The organism is Ochrobactrum sp. 19YEA23, from assembly GCF_029909865.1.
GTDB lineage: Bacteria > Pseudomonadota > Alphaproteobacteria > Rhizobiales > Rhizobiaceae > Brucella > Brucella gambitense.
The window spans coordinates 1,292,594-1,304,598 of sequence record NZ_JASAMQ010000001.1 but is presented as its reverse complement, the minus strand read 5'-3'; the positions used below and the strand labels follow the sequence as shown (position 1 = coordinate 1,304,598).

Sequence of the window (12,005 nt, the reverse complement as noted above, 5' to 3'; positions counted from 1 at the left end):
AGTAGATCGATACCTGCTTTAGCATCAAAGCCGGGTGGCTAATGTCATCCGGCTTTATTGATTGAGACACAACAGGCGGAGACCTCATGGAACTGGGAATCTACACCTTTGGCGATCTTGGCCCCGACCTGGAAACCGGCAAGCCGATCTCCCCGCAACAGCGCATCAGCAATCTGATCGAAGAGATCGAACTGGCCGATCAGGTGCGGCTTGACGTTTTCGGCCTTGGCGAACACCATCGGCCCGACTATTCCGTATCCGCACCCGCCGTTGTTCTGGCTGCCGCCGCCTCGCGAACGAAAAACATCCGGCTGACGAGTGCGGTCACTGTTCTTTCGTCCGACGATCCCGTGCGCGTTTATCAGCAATTCGCCACGCTCGACCTGATTTCGAACGGGCGCGCTGAAATCATGGCGGGACGCGGCTCCTTCATCGAATCCTTCCCGCTATTCGGGTATAATCTCGACGATTACGACACGCTTTTTGCCGAGAAGCTCGATCTGCTTCTGACCATTCGCGACAATGAACGCGTGAGCTGGACCGGGACAACGCGTGCGGCCATCGACGGGCGTGGCGTCTATCCTCGTGCTGTCCAGCAAACACTCCCCATATGGCTTGCAGTCGGCGGCACGCCAGCTTCGGTTGGTCGCGCCGCCCTGCTTGGGCTGCCATTGGCGCTCGCCATCATCGGCGGTTATCCGGAGAGGTTTGCACAACTGACCGATTTCTATCGCGAAGCTGGCGCAAAAGCCGGTCATGCGCCTGAGAAGCTCAAAGTTGGAATCAACTCGCACGGCTATGTCGCTGAAAACGCACAACAAGCGGCGGATGAGTTTTTTCCATCTTATTCCCATGTCATGGCGAATCTTGGCCGCGAGCGCGGCTGGCCACCGACCACACGCGAGCAATTCGACGCCATGCGCGAACCGCGTGGATCGCTTCTGGTTGGCAGTCCACAACAGGTTATCGACAAGATCCTGACCCAACACAGCTACTTCAAGCACGACCGCTTTCTGCTCCAGACCGCGCTCGGCAATCTGCCACATAAATATACGATGAAATCGATAGAGCTGTTCGGCACCAAAGTTGCGCCAGAAGTGCGCAAGGCGCTTGGCGTACCATCCGTGGCATAAGGAAAAGCCCGGTCTCACAACCGGGCTTTTTAAAACGCATTCTCCTGCGCAAACCGCTTCACACTTTTGCTGGAAATACTTTAAACCAGTTCCACGTCCACGACGCCCTGAATGGCTTTCATGGCACTCGCGATCTGCGGACTGACGCGATAGCGATGCGGCAATTCGATTTCAACTTCGCGCTGGCCATTATCCTTGATGACGATGAGGCTGACCTGTCCATCGCCACGCGTGTTGAAATGTGGTGCGATATGGCGAACCGCTTCCGCAGAGCGCAGATAAAGCCGCATGGCCTTCTGCATACGGCAGGCCTCGTCTTCAAGCGATTGCACGGTCTGTATGCGCAAACCGATGCCTTCCGGGCGGTCTTCAGCCTGCACTGTGATCACCACCGATTTGCCACTTTCCAGAAGATCGCGGTATTGCGCGAGTCCTTCCGAGAACAGAACAGCTTCAAACTGGCCGCTGGCATCCGACAATTGCACAATGCCCATCTTGTTGCCGGTACGGGTCTTGCGCTCCTGACGTGCCGTCACCGTGCCTGCCAGACGCCCGGCATTGGCGCCGCGCTTCACCGCAGCCGAGAAATCGGCCCAGCTTTGCACGCGCATGCGGTCGAGAACGGTGCGATATTCATCCAGCGGATGCGCCGACAGATAGAAGCCGACCGCCTGAAATTCGCGATGCAGCATTTCCGACGGTAGCCATGGCGCTGCCTGCGGCAGGATGAGCTGTTCTTTCGGCGCGCCAGACAGACCGAAAATATCGGACTGGCCGCTGGCGGCATTTTCTTGCGTGCGCTGGGCAAAGCCCATGATACGGTCCATGCCCGCACTCATTGCCGGGCGTTCACGCTTGAAGCAATCCATCGCACCTGCATTGATCAGGCTTTCCAGCACACGGCGATTGACGATCCTCGGATCGATCCGCTCGCAGAAATCCTCAAGGCTTTCAAACGGCTTCTGGGCGCGCACATCCACGATATGATCGACAGCGGCTTCACCAACGCCCTTAATGGCAGCCAACGAATAAAAAATCTGCTTCTCACCGACTTCAAACGGACGGAACGAGGTCATAACCGATGGCGGCACAACCTCAATCCCCAGACGATTCGCTTCACGGCGGAAATCGTTGAGCTTGTCGGTGTTCGACATATCATAGGTCATCGACGCGGCCAGAAACTCGACCGGGTAATGCGCCTTCATATAGGCGGTCTGGTAGGAGACAATGGCGTAGGCCGCCGCGTGCGACTTGTTGAAGCCGTAATCGGCAAACTTGGCGAGTAGATCGAAGATCATATTCGCCTGCGCCTTGTCGACACCGCCGTCGATAGCGCCGGTGACGAAACGGACGCGCTGCTTGTCCATTTCCTCGCGGATCTTCTTACCCATGGCGCGGCGCAGAAGGTCAGCTTCACCGAGCGAATAGCCGGACAGCACCTGCGCGATCTGCATCACCTGTTCCTGATAAACGATAACGCCTTGCGTTTCCTTGATCAGGTGGTCGATCTTCGGGTGAATGGAAGCGATTTCCTCTTCACCATTCTTACGCGCATTATAGGTCGGGATGTTCTCCATCGGCCCCGGACGATAGAGCGCGACGAGCGCAATAATGTCTTCGATACGGTCAGGCCGCATGCCGAGCAGCGCCTTACGCATGCCCGCACTTTCAACCTGGAACACGCCGACGGTCTCACCACGCGACAGCATTTCGTAGGTCAGCTCGTCGTCAAACGGCAGCCGGGTCAGATCGATCTCGATCCCCTTGCGCGCAACGAGTTTTACCGCCGTTTCCAGAACCGTCAGCGTCTTCAGTCCGAGAAAGTCGAACTTGACCAGTCCGGCCTGCTCCACCCATTTCATATTGAACTGGGTGACCGGCATATCGGATCGCGGATCGCGATACATCGGCACCAATTCCGACAACGGACGGTCGCCAATCACGATACCGGCGGCGTGGGTCGAAGCGTGGCGGTAGAGCCCTTCGAGCTTGAGCGCCATATCGAGAAGCCGCCCGACGACCGGTTCTTTCTCACGCTCTTCGGTGATCTTCGGTTCGGTTTCGATGGCCTGCGCCAGGGACACCGGATTGGCCGGGTTTTGCGGCACCAGTTTGCAGAGCCGATCCACCTGACCATAGGGCATTTCGAGCACACGGCCGACGTCGCGCAGCACAGCGCGCGCCTGAAGCGTACCGAAGGTGATGATCTGGGCAACCTGATCGCGCCCGTACTTCTCCTGCACATAGCGGATCACCTCTTCACGGCGATCCTGACAGAAGTCGATATCGAAGTCGGGCATCGATACGCGGTCGGGATTGAGGAAGCGCTCGAACAGCAGCGAGAAGCGCAGCGGATCAACGTCCGTAATCGTCAGCGCGTAAGCGACAAGCGAACCCGCACCCGAACCACGGCCCGGCCCGACCGGGATGCCATGGGCCTTGGCCCATTTGATGAAGTCCGCAACGATCAGGAAGTAACCGGGGAACTTCATTCGGGTGATGATGCCGATCTCATATTCGAGACGTTCGGCATATTGTTCCTGCGTATAGCCTTCAGCGAGGCCCACGCTTTCCAGCCGCATCTGCAAGCCCTCGCGGGCCTGCCGTGCCAGTTCGCCCGCTTCTTCGGCCACAGCGGCTTCCGGATCGTCGGATTCACCGGTAAAGCGTGGCAGAATCGGAGCGCGCGTTTGCGTGTACCAGCTGCAACGCTCAGCAATCTCGATCGTGTTGTCCAGCGCCTCAGGCAAGTCGGCAAACAGCGCCGCCATCTCGGCGCGGCTCTTTAGATAATGATCCGGCGTCAGGCGGCGGCGGTCGTCATTGGAAAGGATCTGGCCTTCCGCGATGGCCAGCAGCGCATCGTGAGCTTCGTAATCCTCCGCCTTGAGGAAGAACGCCTCATTGGTGGCAACCAGAGGCAATTCCATCTCATAGGCAAGCGCAACAGTCTTTGCTTCCAGAGCGCGGTCATAGCCAGCATAGCGCTGCAATTCGACATAAAGCCGATTGCCAAATGTCTCATGCAGGAATGCCAGACGCGATTGCGCCCTGTCTGGCCGGTCTGCCGCAAAGGAACGACCGATTGGCCCGAGCGGCCCGCCCGACAGAACAATGACGTCCTTGGCAAGTGCTGGCAGCCAGCTCGCATCTATGTGGACCGGATCGCCCGCAGGCGTGTCCAGAAACGAGCGGCTGACCAGCCGCACGATATTTGCGTAGCCCTCTTCCGTCGAGGCGAGCAGGACGAGAGGAGCCAGATCAAGCGCGAGCCTGCGATTGACGCTGCGCCCATTGTCATTGTGATCGCCGAAGGCAACATCGACCTGACAGCCAATAATCGGCTGCACGCCATCTTTCGATGCCTTCTGCGCAAACTCCAGTGCACCAAACAGATTGTTGGTGTCAGTTACCGCGATGGCCGGCGCCTGGTCGGCAATCGCCTGTTTGATAACCTTACCAAGCGGCAATGCGCCCTCAAGCAAGGAATAGGCCGAGTGAACGCGCAGATGCACAAAACGCGGCGTGGAAACGCTTCCACCGGCTGCATTGTCTGCTGCTGCATCACTCATTCTATCTACCCCGATCAAACTGAACCGTGCGGGTGGACATACACCCGTTTCATGGGACCGCCTACTGAAATGCGACTGGTCGCCAGCGACTCTGTCGCCTTAAGCTTTCAGTTTCAGGGAATGTCCCGGCGATGTCCAGAGAGACAGCCGCCGGTATCGAAAGGGTACACAAGAGAACCCTCAAAAGCGCATTCCATTCGACCCGTTTCTACGGCGAAATTCAGCGAACGCGCTCTAAGCTTGGTTGCGCATATCAGTGCCCATAACCGGCTTTCGGCTATGGAAGATATGCGCCAGTCACTTCAGATCGCGCTGACCCAGATGGCGAAGGTTGCAATAAACAGGCTGACGGAGACGAATGACAAAACGTCGTGGACGAGATCGGTCATGTGGGAAACTCCTCTGTGTTCACGTATGTTTATTTTTTGTTCTATTTTTGTTCCAAAGTCAACACCCTGTTCGAGTCGCCAGTTACTTTAGGGTTTACGAATAATAAACGTGCAACCGCAGGCGGTATCACGCGCCTGCGGTTTCAATGGCTTAGCAATGGAGAAGATAACGGCGCTTTGGTCGCGCCTTTTACAGATCGACGACCTTGCCGTCTTGCAAGGTCACACGGCGGTCCATGCGGCGGGCCAGCTCGTGATTATGCGTGGCGATCAGCGCCGCCAGACCGGACTGGCGCACGAGGGCTTCCAGCGCGCCAAACACATAGGACGAGGTCGTCGGGTCGAGATTGCCCGTCGGCTCGTCGGCCAGCAGAACAAGCGGGGCATTGGCAACGGCGCGCGCAATGGCGACACGCTGCTGTTCACCACCGGACAGCTCGGCAGGACGGTGCGAAGCACGCTTGCCGATCTTCATATATTCGAGCAATTGCTGCGCACGTTCCGCCGAGGACTTCTTGGTCAGGCCACGGATCATCTGCGGCATCATCACATTTTCCAGCGCGGAAAACTCTGGCAGCAGATGGTGAAACTGATAGACGAAGCCGATATCGTTGCGGCGCACCGCTGTGCGGTCGTCGTCCGAGAGAGCGCTGCAGGAGCGACCGTCGAGAAAGACATCGCCATGGTCAGGACGCTCCAGAAGGCCCGCTGTATGCAACAGCGTGGACTTGCCTGCGCCGGATGGCGCAACGAGCGCCACCATCTCGCCGCGACGCAGCGTGAAATCGGCATCTTTCAGGATGACCAGTTCCCGGTCGACTTCCTTATAGGCGCGACTGACCTTCTCCAGCCGCAGAATAATTTCAGCCGCCATTATTCGTACCTCAATGCTTCGACCGGATCGAGCTTGGCAGCGCGCCAGGCCGGGAAAATGGTGGCGATGAAGGAAAGAACCAGTGCCATGACGATGACGGAAATCGTCTCGCCCGGGTCCATCTTGGCTGGCAACTGGCTCAGGAAATAGAGTTCCGGATTGAACAGCGTCGTGCCTGACAGCCACGAGAAGAACTCACGCAGCCGCTCGACATTCAGGCATACGACCACGCCGAGCACCACACCGGCGACCGTGCCGGTCACGCCGATGGCGGCGCCCGTCATCAGGAATATGCGCATCACCGCGCCGCGTGTCGCACCCATGGTGCGCAGAATGGCGATGTCGTGCCCCTTGTCCTTCACCAGCATGATGAGACCGGAAATGATATTAAGCGCAGCCACAAGCACGATCAGCGTCAGGATCATGAACATGACATTGCGCTCAACTTCCAGAGCCGAGAAGAAGGTCTGGTTGCGCTGACGCCAGTCAACAAGTGTCAACTGACGACCTGCCGCCTCTTCCACCGGTGCGCGCATCGCATCCACCTTGTCGGGATTATCGACAAAGATTTCCAGCGACTGCACCTTTCCTTCCTGATTGAAGAAAAGCTGCGCTTCGGAAAGCGGCATCATCACGATGGAATTATCGTATTCCGACATGCCGATCTCGAAGATCGCGACAATCGGATAGGCCTTCACACGCGGATTAACGCCAAATGGCGTGACATCGCCATCGGGCGAAATCACCCGGAGCGTATCCCCGATCGACAGGCCGAGATTTTCGGCCATGCGCGTGCCAATGGCGACACCACCGCTTTGGTCGAAGCCCTGCAGCGTACCCTGGCGAATATTCCCAGACACGAGCTTCAGCTTTTCAAGGTCTTCTTCACGAAGGCCACGAACCAACGCGCCATTACCTGCGCCGATGGTGCCCTGCACCAGAGCTTGCCCCTCCACAACGGGAATAGCGAACTTGATGCCGGAAATGCCGTCGATACGCTTGATCAGATCGGCGTAATCATCCAGCGGACGATCAATCGGCTGCATGATCAGATGGCCGTTAATGCCAAGAATACGGGACAGAAGCTCCGCGCGGAAACCGTTCATCACCGCCATAACGATGATGAGTGTCGCCACGCCCAGCATGATGCCGGTGAAAGAAAATCCGGCAATAACCGAAATGAATGTCTCACGGCGACGCGCACGCAGATATCGCCACGCGATCATCCGTTCGAAGGCCGAGAATGGGCCGGACTTCGGCGGCTTTACAGCTGCCTTGGCCGGCCCTTCGGACTTTGCTGCCGCCGCGCCGCTCATGCTTCAGCCGTCAGCATGTTGATGGCGGCTTCCACCGTCAGGTTCTGGCGTTCGCCGGTCTTGCGATCCTTGACTTCAACCTCGCCAGCGGCCACGCCGCGCGGACCGACGATCACCTGCGTCGGCAGGCCAATCAGGTCCATCGTGGCGAACTTGGCGCCGGGACGGTCGTCCCTATCGTCCAGAAGCGGATCGATACCGGCATTGGTCAGAGCTTCGTAGAGCTTCTCGCTCACGGCATCACAACCTTCGTCGCCCGGCTTCATGTTCACGATGCCTGCACCGAACGGTGCAATCGCCTTCGGCCAGATAATGCCCGCATCGTCGTGGAATGCTTCGATAGCGGCGGCCACCAGACGCGAAGGGCCGATGCCGTAAGAACCCATCGACACCAGATGTTCCTTGCCATCCGGGCCCTGCACTTTCGCACCCATCGGCTCGGAATATTTCGTGCCAAAATGGAAGATGTGACCAACTTCGATGCCGCGCGCCGAAACCTGATCGTCAGCCTTGACCTTGGCCCAATCGGCCTCGTCATGCATTTCGTCGGTTGCCGCATAAGGCGTCGTCCAGCGAGTGACGATGTCGGTGAGCTGCGCATCGTTGCGGAAATCCGTATCCGCGCCCGGCACGGCCAGATCCAGATAGGCCTTGTCGCAATAGACCTGGCTTTCGCCGGTTTCGGCCAGAATAATGAATTCGTGGGACAGATCACCGCCAATCGGGCCGGTATCGGCACGCATCGGGATTGCCTGCAGACCGACGCGAGCAAAAGTGCGCAGGTAAGAGACGAACATGCGGTAATAGGCCATCTTCGCGCCCTCATAATCGAGGTCGAACGAATAGGCGTCCTTCATCAGAAACTCGCGCGACCGCATCACGCCGAAACGCGGGCGGACTTCGTCGCGGAACTTCCACTGGATATGGTAGAGATTGAGCGGCAGATCCTTGTAGGAGCGCACATAGGAACGGAAAATATCCGTGACCATCTCTTCATTGGTCGGACCAAAGAGCATTTCGCGCTCCTGACGGTCCTGAATGCGCAGCATTTCCTTGCCGTAGGCGTCATAACGCCCGCTTTCACGCCAAAGATCGGCGGACTGGATCGTCGGCATCAGGATTTCGTTGGCGCCAGCGCGGTTCTGCTCTTCACGGATGATATCGCAGACCTTGTTCAGCACTTTCAGGCCAATCGGAAGCCACGAATAGATGCCTGCCGACTGCTGGCGGATCATACCCGAACGCAGCATAAGCCTATGAGAGACGATTTCCGCCTCTTTAGGATTTTCCTTCAGAATGGGCAAAAAATACCGCGACAAACGCATCGTAACCACCGATCCAGAGAGAATGCCTGCTTGCTTCAAGAATCAGGCAAAAATTAAGCATATTTGAAGGTTTCTTATCGGGTTATGCTTGTGTTGAAAACCCGCTTGAAAAAGCTTTGCGCGGAGCGGTTTTCACCATCCACAGGCATGAGAGGCAGGTAAATGGCCCAAGGGTGCAAAACTCCGCCTCCGAATTCACATTCAATTTCAATATATTACAGATATATCATCAGCATTTGGAAAATTTCACGAAAGAATTATGACGCTGAAGAAGATTTTTGGTGACAAAAGCTGTGCAGTTCGCTATTTTTTTCATCATAAGAGCAACAACGGAATAAAACCGTTGTTTTCACGCGGTCAAAGTCTTGGGAGGATGGATCCAGGCGCGAGCTACGCAGCCGCCAGTAACATGGAAACGGATCGAACGCGTATTTTATTAGCAAGGCGAAAGCCTTGCTTTTTTTTTGCATTTGCATGTGCCGCACCCATCACCGACGGTATTAAAAAAAGTCGCGCAATAACCCATTGAATTTGTAGGATTTATCGAGCTGCTTTTGCAGGCGGATATTTTCAATAAGTTGCCAAAGTAAAAGTAGTTTTATTCTTGACACCCCACCACCGCCGAACGGAATATAGCGCAGTGCGCGAAACTCCTTTAGCTCCATATAATTCAGTGAGTTACGCTAAGATCGTAAGTTTTTGATTCAGGTCTCGGCTGCACACAACCCTTTCTCTGCATAAAAGAAAGGCTGCCTAATTTATAGGCAGCCTTTCTTTTTTCATTCGATTTCGAGAATGCGTTTATGTCAAATCGGGGAAGAAATGCGGAATGTCGTCGAGACCGTAACCGCTGACCTGCGTCACATAATAATAGACGGCGAAGATCAGCGTGGCGACGATCGTGGTGCGCAAAAATGCACGGCCGATGCGCGGCGTTGCCGGAGCGCTGGCCACAGTGCCGAGCGTGACATTGTTTTCTTCAGCCTGCGTCCGCAGACCGACGGGCAGCAGTGCGAAAAGCGCCGTCCACCAGATAATGAAATAGATCGCTATGCCGGACATGATGGACATGATTACACTTCCTCAAGTTCGATCAGTGTGCCGTTGAAGTCCTTTGGGTGCAGGAAAAGGACCGGTTTGCCGTGCGCACCGGTCTTCGGTTCTCCATCGCCGAGAATACGTGCACCTTCAGCCTTGAGCTTATCCCGCGCGGCAATGATGTCTTCCACCTCATAGCAGAGATGATGCACGCCGCCCGAAGGGTTCTTTTCGAGGAAGGCCGCAATGGGCGATCCCTCGCCCAAAGGTTCCAGCAGCTCGATCTTCGTATTGCCGACGTCGATGAAAACCACGGTCACACCGTGTTCCGGCAAGGCCTGCGGCGCACCGACATTTGCAGCCAGTTTGCCACGATAAAGCGCGGACGCAGCCTCGATATCCGGAACGGCAATCGCGACATGGTTCAAACGTTCGAGCATCAGCACCTCCCTTGCTGCTATTCCTGACGAGTGATGGTTCAGCGTATCCTATTCACGAATACGGTCACCACCGGCTTTTTGCCCCACGTCTGATTTGCCGCAGCACGCACGGCGCGGCGTGCAGATTCACGCACCAGCTCGACGTCCTTGCGGCGGACACGCGGAATGCTCTCGACTGCCTCAACGACCGCATCGAGGAGAGTATCTTCCATCAGTTCGCCCTGACCGTCTTCTTCCGGCAGGCCGAACGTCACAAGATCAGGCTCATCGAGCAACTTGTGCTCACGGTCGAGCAAAATCGAAACGGCGACATGGCCGACATAAGCGAGCTTGCGACGCTCGACCATGCCGATCTCTTCCTCATCGCCAATCAGCTTGCCGTCCTTATAGATACGGCCAATCGGCGCTTCGTCGACGATTTCGGCCTTGCCGGGGGCAAGTCGCAGCACATCACCATTGCGGATCTGCGCAACCTGTCCGATCCCTTCCATCGCGCCAAGCGAACCCTGCGCCACCAGATGCGCAGCTTCGCCATGCACCGGAACGAGTATCTGCGGGCGAACCCAGGAATACATGCGCTTCAACTCGCTGCGACGCGGATGGCCAGAGACATGCACCAGTGCATCGTCGTCGCCAATGATCTTGACGCCGCGGTCGATCAAGCGGTTCTTGATATCGAGAATGGCCTTTTCATTGCCCGGAATGGCGCGCGACGAGTAAATGACCGTATCGCCGGGCGACAGCGCCAGACTGCGCATTTCATCGCGGGCCAGTTTGGCAAGCGCTGCACGCGGCTCGCCCTGACTGCCGGTCAGGATCATCACTACGTTTTCACGCGGAATATATCCGTAATCCTCTTCGCTCAGATATTCCGGCAGGCCTTCCATATAGCCCAGCTCGGTTGCAACCGAGATCGCGCGCTTCATCGAACGCCCGACGACCAGAACCTGACGGCCCGCATCGCGCGCCGCTTCCGTAATCGAACGAATACGGCCCACATTGGAAGAAAAGGTGGTGATCGCGACACGACCACGCGCATTTTCGATCAGCTCGCGCAGGCTTTCGCCTACCTGACGTTCCGACGGGGATTCACCCTCACGCATGGCATTGGTGGAATCACAGATCAGCGCCAGAACGCCCGCATCACCAATGGCGCGGAAGCGCGCTTCATCGATGACCGGACCAAGCGACGGTTCCGGGTCCATCTTCCAGTCGCCCGTATGCACAACCGTGCCGAGCGGCGTGGTAATCGCAAGCGATACCGGTTCCGGGATGGAGTGCGTGACGGCAACCGCTTCAACCTTGAACGGGCCAACCTCGAACTTCTCACCGGCCTTGTAGATGGTGATCGGAATTTCCGGCGCGCTAAACTCTGCCTGACGCTTGGCTTCAAGCAGACCGGCGGTGAACGGCGTCGCATAGACCGGAACCTTCAGGCGCGGCCACAGATCGAGCAGCGCGCCGAAATGGTCTTCATGCGCGTGGGTAATGATGATACCGCGCACATTGTTCTTTTCCGCTTCAAGATAGCGGATATCCGGCAGAATAAGGTCGGCGCCCGGCTGTTCCGGCCCGGCAAAGCTCACGCCCATGTCGACGACCAGCCATTCGCGATTATCAGCAGGTCCAAAGCCGTACATAGCGAGATTCATGCCGATTTCGCCCACGCCGCCGAGCGGCAGGAAGACGAGTTCCGGAGTATTGGATCGGGCCATGCAATTTCCTTTGTAATTATACCTGCTTGCAAAGTGTATCTGGATCAGTTCGCGCTTGGAGCGTTCTTTAGGTCTCCGAAATGAGGCACAAAGAACGCTCCAAGACTTTCCATCTGCGCATCGAGCTTTCCAAAAATCGATTCCGATTTTCGGGCCGATGCGTCAAAACTTGATCCCACTTCGGGGAGACATGCTTTCGCCGC

At 56.8% G+C, this 12,005-nt stretch carries 9 protein-coding genes; 2 read left to right on the top strand and 7 right to left on the bottom strand.

Features of this window, described 5'->3' with window-relative positions:
• Positions 1-86 precede the first annotated feature (86 nt).
• Positions 87-1,133 (top strand): LLM class flavin-dependent oxidoreductase, encoded by a 1,047-nt coding sequence (locus QBD01_RS06070; protein WP_280991995.1) that lies wholly within the window; start codon positions 87-89, stop codon positions 1,131-1,133.
• An 80-nt stretch (positions 1,134-1,213) separates the two neighbouring features.
• Here the strand turns inward: QBD01_RS06070 and dnaE are convergent, their stop codons facing one another.
• From dnaE to proS, 4 genes are all read right to left on the bottom strand, one after another.
• Positions 1,214-4,705, bottom strand: a complete 3,492-nt coding sequence (dnaE, locus tag QBD01_RS06065) for a DNA polymerase III subunit alpha (RefSeq protein ID WP_280991994.1) — start codon at positions 4,703-4,705, stop codon at positions 1,214-1,216.
• Between the two features lie 579 nt (positions 4,706-5,284).
• Positions 5,285-5,968: an ABC transporter ATP-binding protein gene (locus tag QBD01_RS06060; protein WP_078338440.1), complete on the bottom strand. Its 684-nt coding sequence runs from the start codon at positions 5,966-5,968 to the stop codon at positions 5,285-5,287.
• Positions 5,968-7,284, bottom strand: coding sequence for a lipoprotein-releasing ABC transporter permease subunit (locus QBD01_RS06055; protein ID WP_280991993.1), 1,317 nt, complete (start codon positions 7,282-7,284; stop codon positions 5,968-5,970). The genes QBD01_RS06060 and QBD01_RS06055 overlap by 1 nt, the downstream gene beginning before the upstream one ends.
• The gene (gene proS / locus QBD01_RS06050) at positions 7,281-8,609 is read right to left on the bottom strand and encodes a proline--tRNA ligase (protein WP_280991992.1); all 1,329 of its coding nucleotides are present in this window, start codon (positions 8,607-8,609) and stop codon (positions 7,281-7,283) included. Before proS ends, QBD01_RS06055 begins: the two co-directional genes overlap by 4 nt.
• 259 nt (positions 8,610-8,868) lie before the next feature.
• Between proS and QBD01_RS06045 the strand changes: the two genes are divergently transcribed.
• A complete protein-coding gene (locus tag QBD01_RS06045) occupies positions 8,869-9,138 on the top strand; it encodes a hypothetical protein (protein WP_280991991.1) in 270 nt (89 codons plus the stop codon).
• 272 nt (positions 9,139-9,410) lie between these two features.
• On the opposite strand, the gene QBD01_RS06040 is transcribed toward QBD01_RS06045, so the two are convergent.
• The 3 genes from QBD01_RS06040 to QBD01_RS06030 are packed head-to-tail and all read right to left on the bottom strand — an operon-like array spanning position 9,411 to position 11,802.
• Positions 9,411-9,680: a DUF1467 family protein gene (locus QBD01_RS06040; RefSeq protein ID WP_280991990.1), complete on the bottom strand. Its 270-nt coding sequence runs from the start codon at positions 9,678-9,680 to the stop codon at positions 9,411-9,413.
• Positions 9,681-9,682: 2 nt separating this feature from the next.
• Entirely contained in the window at positions 9,683-10,087 is a 405-nt protein-coding gene (mce, locus tag QBD01_RS06035; RefSeq protein ID WP_121535839.1) for a methylmalonyl-CoA epimerase, read from the bottom strand.
• 38 nt (positions 10,088-10,125) lie between these two features.
• Positions 10,126-11,802 carry a ribonuclease J gene (locus QBD01_RS06030; protein WP_280991989.1) on the bottom strand — a complete coding sequence of 559 codons (1,677 nt, stop codon included), beginning with the start codon at positions 11,800-11,802 and terminating at the stop codon, positions 10,126-10,128.
• Positions 11,803-12,005: the final 203 nt, after the last annotated feature.

What these genes read in the sequence shown, in the direction of transcription:
- QBD01_RS06070 (WP_280991995.1), top strand. Translation starts at nt 87, where the DNA reads ATGGAACTGGGAATCTACACCTTTGGCGATCTTGGCCCCGACCTGGAA.
- dnaE (WP_280991994.1), bottom strand. Translation starts at nt 4,705, where the DNA reads ATGAGTGATGCAGCAGCAGACAATGCAGCCGGTGGAAGCGTTTCCACG.
- QBD01_RS06060 (WP_078338440.1), bottom strand. Translation starts at nt 5,968, where the DNA reads ATGGCGGCTGAAATTATTCTGCGGCTGGAGAAGGTCAGTCGCGCCTAT.
- QBD01_RS06055 (WP_280991993.1), bottom strand. Translation starts at nt 7,284, where the DNA reads ATGAGCGGCGCGGCGGCAGCAAAGTCCGAAGGGCCGGCCAAGGCAGCT.
- proS (WP_280991992.1), bottom strand. Translation starts at nt 8,609, where the DNA reads ATGCGTTTGTCGCGGTATTTTTTGCCCATTCTGAAGGAAAATCCTAAA.
- QBD01_RS06045 (WP_280991991.1), top strand. Translation starts at nt 8,869, where the DNA reads ATGACGCTGAAGAAGATTTTTGGTGACAAAAGCTGTGCAGTTCGCTAT.
- QBD01_RS06040 (WP_280991990.1), bottom strand. Translation starts at nt 9,680, where the DNA reads ATGTCCATCATGTCCGGCATAGCGATCTATTTCATTATCTGGTGGACG.
- mce (WP_121535839.1), bottom strand. Translation starts at nt 10,087, where the DNA reads ATGCTCGAACGTTTGAACCATGTCGCGATTGCCGTTCCGGATATCGAG.
- QBD01_RS06030 (WP_280991989.1), bottom strand. Translation starts at nt 11,802, where the DNA reads ATGGCCCGATCCAATACTCCGGAACTCGTCTTCCTGCCGCTCGGCGGC.